Annotated in this window: 15 protein-coding genes; 5 read left to right on the forward strand and 10 right to left on the reverse strand. The window is 40.5% G+C overall.

What is annotated here, in order from left to right:
- Window positions 1-150: 150 nt before the first annotated feature.
- From H5157_RS19355 to H5157_RS19375, 5 genes are all read right to left on the reverse strand, one after another.
- Window positions 151-576 (reverse strand): type VII toxin-antitoxin system HepT family RNase toxin, encoded by a 426-nt coding sequence (locus tag H5157_RS19355; RefSeq protein WP_024599502.1) that lies wholly within the window; start codon window positions 574-576, stop codon window positions 151-153.
- On the reverse strand, window positions 569-958 hold the full coding sequence (locus H5157_RS19360; protein ID WP_182725328.1) for a type VII toxin-antitoxin system MntA family adenylyltransferase antitoxin: 390 nt from the start codon (window positions 956-958) through the stop codon (window positions 569-571). Before H5157_RS19360 ends, H5157_RS19355 begins: the two co-directional genes overlap by 8 nt.
- A gap of 231 nt (window positions 959-1,189) precedes the next feature.
- Window positions 1,190-2,689: a DUF2235 domain-containing protein gene (locus tag H5157_RS19365; RefSeq protein ID WP_154904082.1), complete on the reverse strand. Its 1,500-nt coding sequence runs from the start codon at window positions 2,687-2,689 to the stop codon at window positions 1,190-1,192.
- A gap of 117 nt (window positions 2,690-2,806) precedes the next feature.
- Entirely contained in the window at window positions 2,807-4,897 is a 2,091-nt protein-coding gene (locus H5157_RS19370) for a cupric reductase (protein WP_182725329.1), read from the reverse strand.
- 137 nt (window positions 4,898-5,034) lie between these two features.
- The gene (locus H5157_RS19375; RefSeq protein WP_002962796.1) at window positions 5,035-6,339 is read right to left on the reverse strand and encodes an NAD(P)/FAD-dependent oxidoreductase; all 1,305 of its coding nucleotides are present in this window, start codon (window positions 6,337-6,339) and stop codon (window positions 5,035-5,037) included.
- Between the two features lie 274 nt (window positions 6,340-6,613).
- On the opposite strand from H5157_RS19375, the gene H5157_RS19380 reads away from it, so the two are divergent.
- On the forward strand, window positions 6,614-8,542 hold the full coding sequence (locus H5157_RS19380; protein WP_182725330.1) for an ATP-dependent DNA helicase RecQ: 1,929 nt from the start codon (window positions 6,614-6,616) through the stop codon (window positions 8,540-8,542).
- Between the two features lie 45 nt (window positions 8,543-8,587).
- Entirely contained in the window at window positions 8,588-8,896 is a 309-nt protein-coding gene (locus tag H5157_RS19385; protein WP_002962790.1) for a YkgJ family cysteine cluster protein, read from the forward strand.
- A gap of 71 nt (window positions 8,897-8,967) precedes the next feature.
- Here the strand turns inward: H5157_RS19385 and H5157_RS19390 are convergent, their stop codons facing one another.
- The 4 genes from H5157_RS19390 to H5157_RS19405 all read right to left on the reverse strand — a co-directional run bounded on the left by H5157_RS19390 (window position 8,968) and on the right by H5157_RS19405 (window position 13,183).
- Window positions 8,968-10,587 carry a methyl-accepting chemotaxis protein gene (locus tag H5157_RS19390; protein WP_039488778.1) on the reverse strand — a complete coding sequence of 540 codons (1,620 nt, stop codon included), beginning with the start codon at window positions 10,585-10,587 and terminating at the stop codon, window positions 8,968-8,970.
- A gap of 225 nt (window positions 10,588-10,812) precedes the next feature.
- Window positions 10,813-11,430 carry a glutathione S-transferase family protein gene (locus H5157_RS19395; RefSeq protein ID WP_024597791.1) on the reverse strand — a complete coding sequence of 206 codons (618 nt, stop codon included), beginning with the start codon at window positions 11,428-11,430 and terminating at the stop codon, window positions 10,813-10,815.
- Between the two features lie 50 nt (window positions 11,431-11,480).
- The gene (locus tag H5157_RS19400; RefSeq protein ID WP_182693830.1) at window positions 11,481-12,509 is read right to left on the reverse strand and encodes an NADP-dependent oxidoreductase; all 1,029 of its coding nucleotides are present in this window, start codon (window positions 12,507-12,509) and stop codon (window positions 11,481-11,483) included.
- 179 nt (window positions 12,510-12,688) lie between these two features.
- Entirely contained in the window at window positions 12,689-13,183 is a 495-nt protein-coding gene (locus tag H5157_RS19405) for a GNAT family N-acetyltransferase (protein WP_182693829.1), read from the reverse strand.
- A gap of 149 nt (window positions 13,184-13,332) precedes the next feature.
- Between H5157_RS19405 and H5157_RS19410 the strand changes: the two genes are divergently transcribed.
- Window positions 13,333-14,538 carry an anhydro-N-acetylmuramic acid kinase gene (locus H5157_RS19410; protein WP_182725331.1) on the forward strand — a complete coding sequence of 402 codons (1,206 nt, stop codon included), beginning with the start codon at window positions 13,333-13,335 and terminating at the stop codon, window positions 14,536-14,538.
- 354 nt (window positions 14,539-14,892) lie between these two features.
- On the opposite strand, the gene H5157_RS19415 is transcribed toward H5157_RS19410, so the two are convergent.
- A complete protein-coding gene (locus H5157_RS19415) occupies window positions 14,893-15,378 on the reverse strand; it encodes a hypothetical protein (protein WP_010554987.1) in 486 nt (161 codons plus the stop codon).
- Window positions 15,379-16,123: 745 nt separating this feature from the next.
- On the opposite strand from H5157_RS19415, the gene H5157_RS19420 reads away from it, so the two are divergent.
- Both H5157_RS19420 and H5157_RS19425 read left to right on the forward strand, forming a co-directional pair.
- Window positions 16,124-16,957, forward strand: a complete 834-nt coding sequence (locus H5157_RS19420) for a tyrosine-type recombinase/integrase (protein ID WP_182725332.1) — start codon at window positions 16,124-16,126, stop codon at window positions 16,955-16,957.
- Window positions 16,954-18,045 carry an IS91 family transposase gene (locus H5157_RS19425; protein ID WP_182725333.1) on the forward strand — a complete coding sequence of 364 codons (1,092 nt, stop codon included), beginning with the start codon at window positions 16,954-16,956 and terminating at the stop codon, window positions 18,043-18,045. The genes H5157_RS19420 and H5157_RS19425 overlap by 4 nt, the downstream gene beginning before the upstream one ends.
- Window positions 18,046-18,153 lie beyond the last annotated feature (108 nt).

The raw sequence follows: 18,153 nt of genomic DNA on the forward strand, positions 1-18,153 counted from the left end.
GCAAGCTGAGCGCCTACAGGTGTTTGGGTGAGCTTTGTAGCGTTGATTGGGAGTTATGAACCAGAGTTACTAGAGGACAAAGCGCGATGTAAAATCGCACCTACGGTTTTGTTCAGTGCAGTGGTTTAATTATTGTAGGTGAGGTTTTATCTATGAATCTTTGTTTAGCTCTGTAATCGCTTTAATACTAAATGCGTGCATAGTTATGTAGTGTTGCTTTTTAATGATTGTTTTTACGATACTTTGATCAATATTTAAGTAATCGTGAACAAGAGCATTTCGTAAGCCTATAATTTTACGCCATGACAGTAGTTCTGCCTCGCTCAAAAAGCCTAAATGAGTAAGTTCGCTAAATGTTTGATAGGCGTTGCTACTGGTACTACTTTTGTGCTGCTTTAGCCAATGCTTTGATAAACCAATACACACCGCGGTCATTAACTGTAGTAATCGCTCTGCAGCTCGGTAGTCTCTACTATTAAGTGAATCGATTTGACTGAGTTCGTCGAGTTCTTGCATATATTCGTCAATATGGCGTGTTACTTCACTTAAATAAAGTGTAATTCCGGTATCAGTCATGTTTACTCGCTATGGTTTCAAATTCGAACTGGCTATTTATACGCTGCTGCTCTTTCATCGCTCTAACACTATTATTGCTTATAATTATTTTTCCATATTCAATAACGTTGAAAGCTAAATAACTTGGAATAATATTTATATCAACAATCGAAATAAGTTGTTCGTTAAGATTAAGTGCATTACTTATTTCAAGCTCAAGCTCTTTTGGCCTAAGGCGCTTATCGAACGATTCCAGATCAAAGTTTTTAAATGCTATGGCTAAGTCAATGTCACTATGGGGCTGGGCTGTCCCTTTTGCGTGGGAGCCATATAGCCAAACTACATCAATGTCGGTGTTTTGATGTAAATACTCAATTATTTTTTGTATAACTTCATTTGCCACGAAAAGTAACCATTGATAAAAACAGTAATAATAACCTGTCAGTTTTATAGTGAACATTAAAACTGATATTTGTTTTATTTAATTTAAAAGCTTCGCTTTTCGCGCGAGCAAGCTTTGCGCCTACAGGTGTTTAGGCGGGCTTTGTAGCGTTGATTGGGAGTTATGAGCCGTTACTAAAGAGCTAAGCGCGATGTAAAATCGCACCTACAATTTAAAAGCCTCGGTTTCCTCTTATTCCAACCGCGTTACTTTTACTTTTATTTTTCCGGCATTAGCGCCGTAAAAGCGGCTTAAGTCGTTTGCAAATGGGCAAAACTCGCCAGATTTATCCATTTTAATATCGGCGCCGTTGGCTATTTCAAAAAGGTGGTCGTCGTTTTTATTTATAGCACCAATAAGTGAAAACCATTGTGCACGAGGAAATCGTCTAAATGGTTCAAGCACAGCCATGGGGATTTCTTTTACGCCAAGTTGTACGTTATCGCGGTTCCAGCCTAATGGCGTGCACTTTATGCCATCGTCAAACCAGTATTGATTTGGGTATGGGGTAAAGCGGTACGTAGCGCCTTGCTCTAGCATAAGGCCGGTTGCGTTATATTGCTCTGAGGCAAATACCATTACATCTTGGCTTTGGTTAATGCTCAGCACATTCATGTTTTGATTAGCCAGTTCTATATGTTGGCTTAAACCAATAAAGCTAAGTGTGGTGTTGTCGTTATAGCTAATTTTGTAATGCAGTTTTTTAAGCGATTCTGGGCGGTAACTGGTTAGCTTATTAATGCGTTCGGCTACGCTGTAGTGCACTAAAGGCTCAAGGTTGCTGGCTTCGTCATCAATTAATACATAGCACTGCCTATCTACTAATTTAAAAAATGGGTTAAACCAAAAGTAATTTTGTTGGTGACTTAATGCGAGCGGATCGGGCGTTACGGTTACGTCATCTTGTGCTACTAAGTTGCTATCGGGAAGTAGGGTTTCGTAATCTATATCGTGGCTAGTGAGTAACGAAATATTAAGCGGTTGTTCTATTAACCACTCAAGTGCGTAGCGCAAGCAAATATCGGCTAGGCCATCGCGGTAGTAACCGCCGCCAATGTCTGAATGCGCTCCTGCAAACCATAGCTCGGTAATATTGCTTTGATGGTTCATGAGTGTGGGTTCAAACGCGCGGCGTTTTTCATCAAGGGCTACGCAGTGCAGCGCGTGAGTAATGTTGTTGGCAATGGTGTGGTTTTCAAAAATAACGTGCTCTGCGCCGCGTGTGGCTTTACTTACTTTTGATAAGCCAATAGAGGCGACGGTATCAAATACACATACGTAAACATTATCAGCAATTAAAGGCTCTAGGATTTTGGCAAAACGCCTAGCAAGTGCACCGCCTCGGCTAAAACCCGTTAGCAGTATGGCATCGCCTATTAGGTAGTGAGCTTTAAAGTCGCTTAATGCTTGATTTAAAATACTGGCTACGTCGTCACCACGAGGTGCAAGGGTTTGGTTTAAAATGCGTTTAAGGCGGCTGCCTTTAGTGCCAATACCTTGATAATAAAAACTGAGTTGGTTAGCAAAAGGAGTAATGGGGGAGTCTTCTAATTTACCGCCAAGCAGTAAATGCAATTTTAGGATGTTGGTAATATTAGAGTCTTCTTTAAAATGCTCTGAGCTAAATTGCTCTGCATCACGGGGCTCGTTTCCTGTGCCGTCAAAATTAAAAATTAGCGTTTTACCCGTCATAACCCAATTTCCTTAGTTGTTTTAAATACTCTACACAGACAATGTTAAATATTAAAGACAATATTTAGGTTAGTAACAAATACGCCAACTAATTTGTTGGCGTATTAAAAGTGCGGGTTATAGGCTATTAAAAGTATAGTGATTTAGCTGCGTGCCCTCTGCGGGTTTTAATGCGGGGTTTAACTTAATTAATTGCTCGTAAACCTCAGGATAAAACGTTTTTAATCGTGCTGCGCGAGAAAGGTGATTCGGTTCAATTTTTTCAACAAGCTGTAAGGCTAAAGGAATCATTGGGCTTAACTCCCCTTTGGTGTAGCTTTGTTCTAGCGCTAAGTCGAGTATATCTACGCCTAATTTTTCTGAATCAGCGGGTATTTTATTGTCAATTAGAAATTGGACTGCCTCGACAGAAGACGATGCGGCTTGTACATAAACGTCGCGCCCATACGTATCGGTAATCGAAAAATCAAAACCAGCTTGTTTAAGCTTTTGCCATTGCTCAAGCGGAAAACGACTTAATCTTGCTAAATCACTCGGTGGCTTAGGTTCAACTCGGCTTTGCCAGATCGTTATAAAGTCATGAGGCTCTAATAGTAGGAATGTAAAAAGTGTATCGGTTTCTGTTTGAGTTAATGGTGTACTAAGGCTGTACTCATAAGCTTTTTGGTAATCTTTTTTAGACAAATATTGGCTGAACGCGCTATGACTTCTATCGTTTGAAAGCTGATTGCTTAGTATACTCCACCAGTAATTAACTAATACGGGGTCTTGTTCTTGTAAAACATATTCGAAGTTATTACCTTGCTCTTTTTTTACCTCTAGCACCGTATTATATGCTCGCATAGTAGAGTGTAATTGTTCAGTAGCGCTTAACTGCTGCTGTAATAGTTCACAGTTTTGTCTTTTATTATCTAGATCTTTCTTTTGTTGCTTCAAATCTACTAAAAAACGTGCAACATCAGAATTATCGGGCTCACTCACTTGGGGCAATGTGGCGTTGTCTATTTTACCAATAGGGTTAAAGTAAGCATATTGCTCAGGGTTTTCCTGCCCATTAATATAGACGCCTTGCTGGTAAATAAAATCACTTACAAAAGAAACGCCTTTGCTATTTAGGTAGTCACTAGCATTGCCGATATGAGCTTTATAGCCTTGCTCTGTAAGGTAGTTTAACATTTGAGTATGCTTTGCATCTAAAGGGGCTAGCGTTAAGTTACCACTTTTAGGCAGGCTTACTATTGCTACGTCTAAACCCGTAAATAAGCCTGGCTGATTGGTTGGTGTTACGCCTAGTTGCTGCAGTGCTTTTACAAGCGGTAAATTAAACTGGCTTACGGCAATATCAGCCATGTTATATAAAACAGAATTTTCTTCGTACAGCGGCATAGCATCCAGTGCCGGCACCTGCTTCATAAGCGCAAAAATATACTCATTAGGAATGTTGTTTTTAATCGCAGTAGCTACTTCATTTACTGTAAATTGATTAGATGAAATTGCCTGCTCAAACTCTTTTGGCGTAAATTTATTTGCATTAAGCACAAACAATGTAGCCGGGGAAATAACCTCACTGCCTTCAAGTTTAATAAACGTTTTAGAGTAAGTGGTAAATGTATCTGAGTTGTTTAATAAAGCATAAAGGGTTTCTTTTTGTACATTTTCATCAAGGGGTACACTCAGAGTAAGTCCTGGAGGGCTATGCTTATTATCTCCAAGCTGTTGAATCATTTCTTTTACTTTATCATTGGTGAAGCCTTTAATTGCCTCAATGCCTTGCCAATTAGCTAATTCGTTTAAAGAGCTAGTAATATTAAGCTGCTGCTTTTGCTCAGCAACTATAGCATCTCTTAAAAAGGCAATATATTGACGCTTATAGATTCCTGATAGGGTTGCATACTTTAAAAGCGTGGGGACCGACGTCCCTTTTTTAAGCTCACTCACAAAAAATGAAACAAGCGATTGGTTTAAATTATTTATTTTTATATGTTGTTGCTGTGATTGATCTCTACAAAGGCGAATATCTTTTTTTAGATCTGTGACTATTCTTAGCGGTGTGCCTTCTACGGGCTGCTTTTTATTAACTAAATTAGGCTCAGTGGCATTTGGTGCAGCCACGTTGGTCTGCTCTACAGCGGCTGTGTTAGGCTGGGTTTTAAATAGATATACTGCCAAAGCCGCTATAATTATAAGTCCGAGAAGTAGCTTTTTCATAACCGCCAATCCTTTGATGTTATTAAAATATTCTCACATCGTACTACTTTAGGTACGCAAAGTGCAAAAAAGCTTTAAGAGATAATACTTATTAACTCTTAAAGCTTTTTTGTGGTTTTGTGAGCGTACTTAATTTATTAGTGCAACTTCATTTTAGGGCGCACTACACGCAGCACTTTTTCGCTTATCCATAATGCAAAGGTTTTTGCGCTACCGTGTATGGCGCGTTGGTGCATACGGTATAAAGATATATACATAAAGCGGGCAATTTTACCTTCAATAAAAAAGGTATTGCTGGTTAGGTTGCCCATTAAATTACCCACAGTACTGTAGCTTGATAAGTTAACAAGTGAGCCATGATCGCTGTATTTAAAGCCGCGTAGTGGTTGCTGCTTTAGCGTTGCGATTAGATTTTTTTCGACGCACTGCGCCATTTGATGCGCCGATTGTGCTCGAGGTGGTACTTGCTTGCCATCGGCTTGGGTAAATGCGCAGCAATCGCCTAATACAAAAATGCTTTCGTCAACGGTGCTTTGTAAAAACTCGTTTACTTGAATTTGGTTGCTACGCGTCAGCTCAAAAATACCTAAGTCTTTAATAAAGTCAGGTGCTTTTACGCCTGCTGCCCACACCATAATATCGGCATCAATGTGTTCTTCGTCTTTGGTGATAAAGCCTTGTGCGGTGCCTTCTTTTACTTGCGTTTGTTCGCGCACGTTTACGCCAAGCTTTAATAGCTCGCGTTTAGCACTTACGGCAATACGCTCTGGTAATGCTGGTAAAATACGTGGTCCGGCTTCTATTAAGTGAATATGCAAACGCTTAGACGACATATTTGTTAAGCCATAAAGCTTTAATAGCTCAGACACATGATAAAGCTCAGCTGAGAGCTCAACACCGGTAGCACCGCCGCCAACAATGGCAATATTAAGTGATTGCTGTTGGTTGTCGTCTTGGTGAAGGCGCGTAAAGCTATCTAGTAATGAGTGCTGAAAGCGCTCTGCTTGTTGGTTTGAGTCTAAAAAGTAGCAGTGATCTTTTATACCTGGGGTATTAAAGTCGTTACTTACGCTGCCAATGGCAATGACTAGGTGGTCGTAGCGCACGGTGCGCTCGGGTAAAATTGTGTGGCCTAGCTCGTCTAAAAGTGGTGCAAGGGTAACTGTTTTATTGCTTTGATCTATATTGCAAAAAGTACCAAGTTGAAAGTTATAGTGGTGTTTTGCAGCATGGGCTGAATACACAACGCCATCTAAATCGGGGTCAATAGAGCCTGTCGCTACTTCGTGCAGTAACGGCTTCCATATGTGGGTACGGTTTTTGTCTATTAGTAGAATTTCAGCTTGTTTTTTCTTTCCTAATTTATGACCTAATTGCGTTGCGAGTTCTAATCCGCCAGCACCACCGCCAATAACGACGATTTTAGGTGTAGTAATATTCATAACGTTGCCCTCAAAAATAATATACCCAAGTGATCTGTATTTTTATTAGTTTTTTAAGATGACTTGGGTATCAATAAATTATTTTGGCAACAAGCAGTTACTACTCATTTTATGGGTGCCTAGTTTGCGCCTAAATAAAACCGATGTCAGCAATAAATAATGTTATTTGTTGTATACTGAGTTGCAAATATTTCATACACACCGAGTTGCAAATATTTTATCTACACCGCAATTTTATAAGCATGACTATTGTTTAGCCATCAAAAGGACATTTATGACCACGCCATTAATTCAATCACTTGAGCAGCACTTTGGTTTTAGCCAATTTAGAACAGGGCAACAACAAACTATAGAGCAGCTTTTAAATGGTCAATCGTCGTTGGCTATATTTCCGACCGGTTCGGGTAAATCGTTGTGCTATCAATTAACTGCGTTGCATTTACCAAATTTAACGTTAGTTGTTTCGCCTTTACTAGCATTGATGAAAGATCAAATTAGCTTTTTAAATAGCAAAGGTATTTACGCGGCAAGCCTTGATTCGAGCCAAGATCAAATGCAAAGCAGCACCGTAATGAATGATGTGCGAAATGGTAAAATTAAAGTATTAATGGTGTCGGTTGAGCGCTTTAAAAACGAGCGTTTTAGAGAGTTTATAAGCCAGGTGGCGCTTTCGATGTTAGTGGTAGACGAAGCGCACTGTATATCTGAATGGGGCCATAACTTTAGACCCGACTACCTTAAACTACCGCGATACCGCGAAGAGCTAAATATTCCACTGGTACTATTACTCACCGCCACAGCCACTAAAAAAGTAAAACGCGACATGAGCGAGCGTTTTAATATTGCCCCAGAGTGTATTGTACAAACCGGCTTTTATCGCGCTAACCTCGATTTAAGTGTGCTAAGTGTAAAAACGGCTGATAAAAACACTGAGCTTACAAACATAGTGCGTGCGCAAAATGGCCCAGGTATTGTGTATGTAACGCTTCAGCAAAGTGCCGAACAAGTGGCTAATACGCTAAGTGCGCAAGGTATTCAAGCGGTTGCGTATCATGCAGGGCTTGAAGATACGCTACGCTGGCAAATTCAAGATGATTTTATGGCGGGTAAAATTAACGTTGTTGTGGCAACAATAGCCTTTGGTATGGGCGTTGATAAATCAGATATTCGCTTTGTTATTCATTACGATTTACCAAAATCAATTGAAAACTACAGCCAAGAAATTGGCCGCGCAGGGCGCGATGGCAACCCATCAAACTGCTACACCTTGGCTAATTTAGATGGCCTAAACACAGTAGAAAACTTTGTGTATGGCGACACCCCAGAGCTTAGCGGTATTGAATACGTAATTAACGATATTCGCCAAAGCCACCAGCAATGGGAAATGCAAGAATACAGCTTATCAAGCGAAAGTAATATTAGACAACTGGCACTTAAAACCTTACTTGTACAGCTTGAAATGCAAGGCGCTATAACGCCGAAATATGCCTACTACGCTGATTTTAAATATAAATTTTTGGTTGATAAAAACGAGCTACTAAGCCAGTTTGACCAGCAGCGCCAAGCATTTTTAACACAAATATTTAGCCATACCGATTTTAAAAAAATATGGGGCACGCTAAATTTTGACTCCCTTACGCAAGCCGCGCAGGTTGATCGAAAACGCGTAGTGGCAGCCCTTGATTACCTAGCCGAAAAAAACCTAATAACGCTCGAAACCAAACGTATTACCCAAGTATACAAAGTGCATAGCGAGGTTATAAATAACCCAGAACTTGCCCAGCAACTACACGACTACTTTAGTGATAAAGAACAAGCCGAAATTAAACGTATTGCTGCACTGGTACGCTTTTTTGAGCTACAAAGTTGCTTAAGCTATAACTTAGCGCGCTATTTTGACGATCAAAACGCACCACAGCAATGTGGGCATTGTAGTGTGTGTAGAGGTCATGCGGTTAAGCTTGAATACTCTATAGAGCCTGCATATGTTGAGGAGCAACTTATTTATCAAAAGGTGGATGAGTTTTTAGCGCATATGGCAGACAAAGGTAATCATAATGTGGGTATTGAAACCCAATGCCGCTTTTTAGCGGGGATGAGTGTGCCATTATTTGCGCGTAATAAAGTGCGCCAATTGAGTGGTTTTGCACTGTGCGAGCAAATGCGTTACAGCGATATAAAAGCAAAACTACTAGCGCGTTAAATTAGTTACTGTATCCTAGTGGCTTATTCAAAAAAGTAAGCCACTATGCCTCATATTGTTATTCCTGTTGAAAATATTTCTACTACCCCAGAGCCTGTTACGTGTGCTAACTGCCAAGCCTGTTGTTGCCAATTAGAAGTGCGCATAGTAACCGACACCGGCGTGCCTTTTAACTACATTGAATACGATAAATGGGGCAGCGAAGTAATGAAACGCGCTGACGACGGTTGGTGCCAAGCACTCGACCGCAATACGCTTATGTGCTCTATTTACGAAAACCGCCCATTAGTTTGCCGCGAGTTTGAAATGGCCTCAGACGAGTGTATTACCGAGCGCGATTTAGCGGGTATATAGTCCGCTATTATTAAAGTACATAAACATCAAAGGGGCTTAAAAGCCCCTTTGTTTATTACTTACTATAAAAATTAAACTTTAAAGTAGCTAATATACTTTTTAAGCGTGTTTGAAAGGTCAGCTAATGCAACGGCTTCTTGTGCGTTACTGTTAAGCGACATGCTGGTTTCTTTAGACATACTGGCAATTTCTTCCACGCCGGTACTAATTTGCGCCACGGTGGCTACTTGGTTTGATGTTGATTCAACAATTTCAAGCACGTTACTTAATGAATCGTTAGCTTGTTGCTGTATTTGATGCAGTAACTCGTTTGCCTCATGGGTAAGCGTTAGGCCATTTTCTACTTGCGGTACTGTGGTTTCCATAGCTGTTACCGACGCTTGCGTGTTTTCTTGCACTTGCAAAATCATCTTTTCAATGTCGCCTGTTGCATCACCAGTACGCTGGGCAAGTTGCCTTACCTCGTCAGCTACAACAGCAAAACCTCGGCCAGTTTCGCCTGCTCTTGCAGCTTCTATTGCCGCATTTAGTGCAAGCAAGTTTGTTTGATCAGAAATGCTGCGGATCACACTTAAAATATCGCCAATGTGTTTTACATGCTCTTGCAGCACATTTACTTGGGTAACTGTGGCTTTTACGGTTACTGAAATTTGCTCAATTTCCGCCGCTACTTTTTGCACTGCAATACTACCTTGCTGCGATAATTGTGCGGTTATTTTTGAGTTATCTTCTGTTTGTTTAACAGAGCCTGCAACTGCATTAATACTGCGGCTCATTTCTTCTAAGCTGCTTACTGCCGAGTTTGTATAGGTTACTTGTGCGTCAGCGGCACTAAGTGCTTGCTGCGAGCCAGACGCTACGCTTGCAGAGTGCGTAGAAAGCTCTTCAGATGAGTTAATAATGCTATCTACAATGGTTTTTAGTTTAGATTGCATCACCCCTACAGAAGCCATCATGCTATTTGGGCAACACGACTGTACATCACCTCTTAAATCGCCTTGGGCAATAAGGGCAATTACTTCGGCGGCTTCTTGTGGTTCGCCACCTACTGACTTTCTGATCAGTTGGCTAATAACATACGCAACGCTTGCACCTATTAAAATTGCAAGCGCGGTGAGCGAAATCATCCAAATTTCAAATGAACTGGCAATATCGAGAGTATCAATAGTGGTGGTTTGATTTGCTTGCTCTTGCAGATTTATAAATTGGTTTATAACATTTAGCCACTGGGTAAACGCAGGGCGCGCATCGGTTAATAAAATGCGTTTAGCTTCGTTTAGGTTTCCTGCATTTTTAGCGTTTATTACACCTTGAATAAAAGGCTGAGTACGCTGCTCTATTTGATTTATTTTATTAATTAAAGCGCGCTCTTCACTATTCATATCACCCATTAGCTTAGCCATAGCGCGGCTTGACGTTTGGTAAAATGCGTTTAGCTCTTGTATGTTATTTAACACGGTACTTAAACTGCTTTGCTCGGTAATTAGCACTACGTCGCGCACGGCTATTGCTCTGTCGTGTACGCTGCCTCTGAAGTTAATTGCGTAACGTTGCTTTACCGAATTTACGTCGGTCATGTGGGTAATGTTATTATTAATAAGGCTAACGCGCGAAATTCCAATAATGGTTAAAATAATCATCATTGATAAAATTACGCCAAAGCCGGTTGTTAAACGCATGTTTATGGTCATGGTTGATCCCAAGGGTGAGTCAATACGCGCAAGAGCAGCTTGTATTATTAGTGAAAATACTTAAACAATAGCAGCATTATGCCTTATTAATTAAAGTTTTATTAGCAATAAGGTATGTGATTGTTAATTTAGTTTACAAGCGTAACTTTGGCGGGGCATATTTTACAGGTATTAAAAAAGGAGCAAAATGCTCCTTAGTGTTATATAAAAATATTATATAAAGGTTTAGTCGTACTTTGCTTCTAGCTCATTAGCTGTATGAAACTTCTCATGGCTTTGTAATTGCTCGTCGTATTTAACGAGGTTTTTAAAGTGCGCTAATTGACCTGAGTTTTTAACTATTTCAACAATAAACGACATCATAAAGTCAGCGCCCGTTAGGGTATCGCCCACTAAATAACGTTTACCTTCTAGGCGGTCGTTAAAGTAGCTAATTACTTTAGCTGTTTCAGCGTCGGCATAGCCTTCTAAAAACTGTGTTTTAGCGCCGTCTTTTAGTACAAACATTTTAAGTAAAAGCGGTAAAATTGCTGAGCTTTCTGCAAAGTGCAGCCACTGTTGATAGTCAACATATTCAGCGGTATCTACTTTTGGAGCAAATTTACCATTGCCGTATTTAGTAATAAGGTAGTCTGTAATAGCGCCTGATTCAGCAATAATTAAACCGCCGTCTTCAATTACCGGTGACTTACCAAGTTGATGAATATGCTTTAGTTCGTCAGGTGCTAGAAATGTGTCTTTATTACGCTGATAAGCCACAATTTCGTAGTCAACATCTAGTTCTTCTAAAAGCCAAATTATACGTTTAGAACGGGATTTATTTAAATGGTGTAGTTTAATCATGTCAGTCCTTTTTTGGCTTGTAAGGGCTTTGCCTTACAAGCCGTATAAAATTAAAGTGGGTTATTAATTTTAACCACAGTTTTACCAAAGTTTTTACCGCATATCATATCGTTGAACGCGTCTACTGTATTTTCGATGCCTTCTACCATGTGCTCACGGTATTGAATTTTTCCGTCTTGTAGCCATTTTTGCATGTCTTGTGCAAACTCGTCGTAACGGTCGCCGTAATCATCAAAAATGATAAAGCCTTGCATTTTAATACGCTTAGTAAGCAATTGACCCATTAGCATACCTAAACGGTCTGGGCCTTCTGGCAAGCTAGTAGCGTTATATTGCGATACTAAACCACACAATGGTACGCGTGCTGCGGTATTTAGTAATGGTAGTACGGCGTCGAATACTTTACCGCCCACATTTTCGTAGTAAACATCAATGCCTTTATCACAGGCTTTTTCTAACTGCTCTGCAAAGTCATCAGCTTTGTGATCAATACAGGCATCAAACCCTAGTTTTTCAACGGCGTGTGCACATTTTTCGCTACCACCAGCAACACCCACTACTTTACAGCCTTTAATTTTAGCTATTTGACCAACCGTTGCGCCTACAGGGCCTGTTGCTGCTGCAACAACTACGGTTTCGCCTTCTTTAGGCTGGCCAATATCAAGTAAACCCATGTAAGCAGTAAAGCCAGGCATACCCATAATACCTAATGCGTATGAAGGGTTTGCAGGCTCTTTACCTAACTGCATTAAGCCTTCGCCGTCGGTAATGGCGTAGTCTTGCCAACCTGTGTAGGCAAGTACCCATTCGCCTTCGTTAAACTTATCGTTTTTAGACTCTTCTACTTGGCACACTGTTGCGCCAACCATTACATCGCCAATATTAACAGGGTCAGCATACGACTTAGCATCGCTCATACGACCACGCATGTACGGGTCTAGCGATAGGTAAATAGTACGTAGTAAAACTTCACCGTCTTTTAATGCCGGAAGCTCTACCGTTTTTAATTTAAAGTTTTCATCTTTTGGAGCGCCATTAGGGCGTGATTCAAGAGTAAGTTGGCGACTAGTCGTAGACATATAAGATCTCCTATTAATATAAATAAACTACTTACCGAATGTTTACGTTTTAAAAATCGTGTTCAGCTAAACAATAATGCGCGGCTAAGCAGTATGAATATGTACAATGCGTACCTTAATAAAGGAGTTTTGGGCGGGTGGTTGATAATTCAACCTTTGCGCAGATTTAATTAGAGTAATTAGTCTGCTTTGAGCTTACTAAATATATGATTGTTGTAAAGTACCCCGTTTTTATAAATGGCCTGTTTAAGCACAGCCTCTTGCTCAAAGCCGCTCTTAGTAAGTGCTTTCATAGAGCCGGTATTACCAGCAAACACGGCACCAAAAATTCTGTTTAAGTGTGAGCTTGCAAACGCTTCATTGCATATAAGTTCAATAGCGCGAGTAATAATACCTTGCCCCCAATAGGCTTTATTAAGCCAATAACCAATTTCGCCACTGCGTTTGTATTCAAATTCGCCGGGAGTTATACCAATACAGCCCGCAAATTGCCCATTTACAACAATGGCCTTAATAATGCCGTTTTTTGAGCCTTGGCTTATCCACCAGTTTGCATCGGCTTGCGTATACGGAAACGGAATTTTTGACGATAAATAACGCGTTACCTGTTCATCATTTAAGGTGTTAATAATAAAAGGCGCGTCTTGGGCTTTAAACTCTCTGAGGGTGATCATATTTTTTCATAAATTTTTAGTATGCACACTAACTTAACAATCATTTAAGAGTTAATCAATCAGAACCTAAATTAAACGCTTTACGGCTATTACTTTGTTTTAAAGTCCTCTAATATAAGCAAAATATTACACCTATTTTAGATGCCATTATGCACCCTCACATTAAAGCGCTTTATAACAGCGCCCTAAAACCAAGCCGTTTAATTATTGGTTTAATGAGCGGCACCTCGTTGGATGGGCTTGATGTTGCACTGTGTAAAATAACGGGCGCGGGCTTAAATACTCACATTGAGGTTTTAAATTTTACCACCGTTGACTACAACGACGATTATAAAACTAAAATAAAGCAGGTATTTGCCAAACGAGAGTGCGATTTAGAGCTTGTAACTTTACTGCACCCGTGGGTAGGTAAACTCCATGGCAATATGGTTAATCAGTGCTTACATACTTGGCAAATAGACCCGGCAAGTATTGATGTAATAGCAAGTCACGGGCAAACCATTTACCACTGCCCGCAGTCGCAGCATAATCACAAAAGCTTTACTAATGGCACCTTACAAATTGGCGATAGCGACCAAATAGCCGTTACTACGGGTATTACAACCATTGGTGATTTTAGGCAAAAACACATAGCCGCAGGAGGCGAGGGCGCACCACTTGCTGTGTATGGCGATTATTTGTATTTTTCGAGCGCTGTGGAGAGTCGGATTTTGCTAAATATGGGCGGCATAGCTAACTTAACGTTTTTACCCAAAAGTGGTGATGCAAACCGTGTGTTTAGCTCCGACATTGGCCCCGGTAATACCATTATGGATGCCTACGTACAGCAACATTTTAAAGATATGCATTATGACGATGGCGCAAAAATAGCTAAAGCAGGCAAGGTAAATACACCATTATTAAATGCATTGTGTAATAACGCATTTTTTAAACTCCCAATGCCTAAAACCACAGGGCCTGAGGTATTTAACTTAGCGTATTTAAACACCGCACAGCAGCTTACAAATACACAGCACTTAAGCCATGAAGATGTAATGGCCACCTTAAATACCTTTACAGCAACCGCTATAGCAAATGCATTAAACGAGTGTGCAGAGCGCGCACAAAATTGTGTGGTGTATGCAAGTGGTGGGGGTATTCATAACCCATTACTAATGGCGCAACTTACAACGCTTTGCCCACGTATTAAGGCTTTTAAAAATACCGACGATTTAGGTATTAACCCTGATGCAAAAGAGGCTGTGTTATTTGCTATTTTAGCAAACGAATGCCTAGCCGGAGAGCAGCAACACCTAAGTAACACCGCACAAGGTATTGCGGGAGTTACTATGGGTAAAGTAAGTTTTGCAGACTAGGGCGTGTTGGTCTTTGTGGATTGAAATTTGTTCAATCTAGAGGCGATTAAATCGCGGCGCGAGGTTTGTAACCTAGTGGGCTAAGTAAAAACCGAGCAAAGCTTCCGCGTCCTGCTCACGCCCCTTACCTACATCCATGTAGGCAACAAAGAGTTAATCGTCCCTAGAAAGAACCCAAAGGGCAGTGCATGTTTGGTATTTATGCTGCGTTATCGCCTATTTATGGGGAGTAACCACACTACATAGGCTCTGCCTTGCCTAAAAACCAAACATACTGCTGTAAATTCACCCACCAAAGTTCAACACGCCCTAACAACTTATAAGTAGTGTCGCGTAATTTAAGTGCAGTTTGCATTAAAACAGCGATAAAAACGTAGAGCCCATACTTGCAAAGTAGCTACGAACGCCCTGTGACTTGGTATGTTCAGTTTTTATTTGCTCAGGAATATAGCCTTGCTCAAATGCTTTAATGTACACATCGAGTTGCTGGCTTTCTTTTAAGGTCGTGTTTTTTCCGTGCAGCATCATTTGCACTACAAAACACTGGCTTTGTGTAATGTTACTTAAAGTAAGATTTACAGTACCAGATTCAAGGTCTGCATTGCTCAGCGTTTTTTCAGTAAAATACTGCGCCCCACGCGCACTGGGCTGCGTTGCACTTAGTGAAATAACATCGCTCTCATTTGCGCCATCAGGCAACACACACTGCAGCGTAATGTTATGCGCAGCATTGGCTTTTAGCGATAGCTTTTCATATTCCATAGCGTGGCTCATCGCCGCAGACATAGAATCATCAAATGATTGCAGTGCAAATGTTAGTTGCACTAAGGGTGTACTCATCTTACTTAATCTTCTTGAGTCTATTCATTTATCGGATAGAGATTATCGCGGATCAAAGTTACAGATTTATGACTAATTGCATTATTTAGTACAATTATTGAGTAGTTTGATCAAAGAGGATCTTTTTGTTCTTTCTCATCCAACTTTGGAATGTTTTATCACACATCTGGAATGAAGAGCCATATGTGGCAGTGCTTGTAGCGATGGTGCTTCCGTTCCTTATTTGGGTTCTTTTCATAGGGGACAGAATTTTGTTTTTAGGCTTAAACTAATTAAACAGAGATTCCCAACTAAAATTCTATACTTTATCTTTTTTGGTTTATTACTGTATGGATAGCGGTTTATTGTTGTACCTCATATTAATAGAGCGGTGTTAGCGGCCAAGATAAATGTCGCAATGCAAATGTTCTAAGGCGGTTATGAGCGAAAACCAGTTATTGAGATTGGCTAAATATAGTAGTTAATTGATTGGTCAAACTGCTTTTTGCGCATATATTCATGAAAATGCGCGCTGCGCGCAAATTGGATTATTAACTTCACCTAAAAACTTTAGAAAACTTAGTGATAGTAATACCTTAGGTAATTTGCTAAAACTATATAAAGTAGATAAATGAGCGCTAAGTCGGTAGAAATATGCGCGACGAGCGCACTATTAAATTGTTGAACTAAGCCGCTACGCGGAGATCCTATTCTGACCATTTGAGCCACACTTACCTTGGGGTTATCCCATATTTGGAGGTAAGTCATGAATACACTCATTGAACAAGTCAAAACTGAAATAGCCTATCTTGGTTATTCACAAAGTACCTGTAAAAGTTACTGCGAGCATTTACTTAAACTCAGCCATTATTTTAATAAACCACTCGATTTAATTACTGATGATGAGCTGAATATCTTTTTTAAAGATCCCGCTATTCGTAAACTTTCTAGAGCAAGCCAAAAAATACAAATAAACAGCATTTGGTTCTTGTTTAAGAATATTTTACATCGGCCACTAAACTTAGATATTGTACTGCCAAAAGTAAAACTTCGCGCACCCACGTATTTATCGCGCGATGACATGCGACGGCTTATAGACAGTTGCACCGATATGCGCTTAAAAACATTGATAGTGGTGTGTTATGGATGTGGTTTGCGTATTGGCGAACTGCTGCGCATCAAAGTGCAAGACATCGATGGACAGCGTAAAACCATTTTAATTGAACATGGTAAAGGAGATAAGTCACGCTATGTTGTTGTATCAGATAGCGTGCTAAATCAATTACGTTGCTATTGGAAAATGTATCACCCAACAGGCTGGATGTTTTATTCACGATGGTTAATGGATAAACCCATGTCACCCTCAAGCTTCAGAAAGGCATTGAAAAAACATGCACAAATGTGTGGTTTAAAGCACTGTAATCCACATGTATTACGCCATGCTTATGCAACACATCAACTTGAGTTAGGGATGCCGCTTCATCAACTTCAACATCAGCTTGGTCACAGTGACATTAGAACCACGCAAAGTTACTTACACAGGTTACCTGAATTAGGGCATGGTGGTATTGATTTACTCGCAAGTTGGGGAAACCAATGAGCGGCTTGCATCTCGCTGATATTTTAAACTCTGGCCTTGGGAGTTATCGGCTGCACCACATAATGAGTTATCAGCAGTTACGAGTCTGCCAACACCTTCAATCATGCAGAACGGGACAGCTCGGTTATCAAGCATGGCAATGTGATAACTGTAGTGAAGTACAACAAATTGGATGTAGCTGTCGAGATCGGCATTGCCCACGTTGCCAAGGTATGGCAACGGCTAAATGGGTGCAAAGACAACAAGAGGATTTATTATCGTGTCGCTATTTCCACCTTGTTTTTACGCTCCCGCATGAGTTAAATATCATTGCGCACTACAACCCAAACGCGCTGTATCAATGTTTATTTAAAGCCGCATGGCAAACGCTGTGTAAGTTTGCGAAACGAAAGAGGCATGGCCAGCTAGGCATGACAAGCGTACTGCATACGTGGGGGCAGAACTTAAGTCAGCATATTCACCTGCATTGCTTGATACCCGCAGGCGCGCTTGATAAAGCGCACTGGCATGAAATAGAAAAAGGCTATTTATACCCCGTTAAAGCATTATCAACAGTGTTTAGAGGGAAAATGCTCGCGGCGCTCAATGAATGCGATAGTTCATTCGCGAAGGTAAGCACACCAACCAAATGGTGTGTGTATAGCAAAGCCTGCTTAACGTACAGTGAAAAGTTAGTCAGTTACCTTGCACGTTATACCCGAAAAGGCGTGATGTCAGAATCGCGATTAGTGTCAGCGACTGAAGAAACAGTGAGCTTTAAATACCGAGATTATGCAGATAACAACCGCGATAAAGTAATGACACTGAGCTGTGATGAATTTTTACGGCGTTACTTACAACATGTATTGCCCAAAGGGTTTATGCGCATTCGTCACTATGGCTTTTTAGCTAATGCGTGTCGTAAGCGAAAGTTAGGGTTAATAAAGGCTCAAGTATCAGCAACTCCATGCAAAGCGGTGAAGCCGAAGGTAGAGCAAGAACGATTAATACCCCATTGGTCTTGCCAGTCATGCAAGACAGGTACCTTACGATTTATTGGTGTGATGAATTTAGATGAGGCGACAAATAAAATAGAGCGAACGAGTTAGCAGCTAGGTAGCTGCTTAAAATCAATTAGTTAACCTGCTTAACTGCTCAGGCTAGCGGCCTCTGTACGTGTAAAAAATATAATTGCTTATTAAGGCAAATTTAGGTGT

It is taken from the genome of Pseudoalteromonas sp. SG43-3, from assembly GCF_014164385.1.
Lineage (GTDB): Bacteria > Pseudomonadota > Gammaproteobacteria > Enterobacterales > Alteromonadaceae > Pseudoalteromonas > Pseudoalteromonas distincta.

Excerpts from the sequence above, each read along its gene's own strand:
- H5157_RS19355 (WP_024599502.1), bottom strand. The coding sequence starts at position 576 with ATGACTGATACCGGAATTACACTTTATTTAAGTGAAGTAACACGCCAT.
- H5157_RS19365 (WP_154904082.1), bottom strand. The coding sequence starts at position 2,689 with ATGACGGGTAAAACGCTAATTTTTAATTTTGACGGCACAGGAAACGAG.
- H5157_RS19370 (WP_182725329.1), bottom strand. The coding sequence starts at position 4,897 with ATGAAAAAGCTACTTCTCGGACTTATAATTATAGCGGCTTTGGCAGTA.
- H5157_RS19375 (WP_002962796.1), bottom strand. The coding sequence starts at position 6,339 with ATGAATATTACTACACCTAAAATCGTCGTTATTGGCGGTGGTGCTGGC.
- H5157_RS19380 (WP_182725330.1), top strand. The coding sequence starts at position 6,614 with ATGACCACGCCATTAATTCAATCACTTGAGCAGCACTTTGGTTTTAGC.
- H5157_RS19385 (WP_002962790.1), top strand. The coding sequence starts at position 8,588 with ATGCCTCATATTGTTATTCCTGTTGAAAATATTTCTACTACCCCAGAG.
- H5157_RS19390 (WP_039488778.1), bottom strand. The coding sequence starts at position 10,587 with ATGACCATAAACATGCGTTTAACAACCGGCTTTGGCGTAATTTTATCA.
- H5157_RS19395 (WP_024597791.1), bottom strand. The coding sequence starts at position 11,430 with ATGATTAAACTACACCATTTAAATAAATCCCGTTCTAAACGTATAATT.
- H5157_RS19400 (WP_182693830.1), bottom strand. The coding sequence starts at position 12,509 with ATGTCTACGACTAGTCGCCAACTTACTCTTGAATCACGCCCTAATGGC.
- H5157_RS19405 (WP_182693829.1), bottom strand. The coding sequence starts at position 13,183 with ATGATCACCCTCAGAGAGTTTAAAGCCCAAGACGCGCCTTTTATTATT.
- H5157_RS19410 (WP_182725331.1), top strand. The coding sequence starts at position 13,333 with ATGCACCCTCACATTAAAGCGCTTTATAACAGCGCCCTAAAACCAAGC.
- H5157_RS19415 (WP_010554987.1), bottom strand. The coding sequence starts at position 15,378 with ATGAGTACACCCTTAGTGCAACTAACATTTGCACTGCAATCATTTGAT.
- H5157_RS19420 (WP_182725332.1), top strand. The coding sequence starts at position 16,124 with ATGAATACACTCATTGAACAAGTCAAAACTGAAATAGCCTATCTTGGT.
- H5157_RS19425 (WP_182725333.1), top strand. The coding sequence starts at position 16,954 with ATGAGCGGCTTGCATCTCGCTGATATTTTAAACTCTGGCCTTGGGAGT.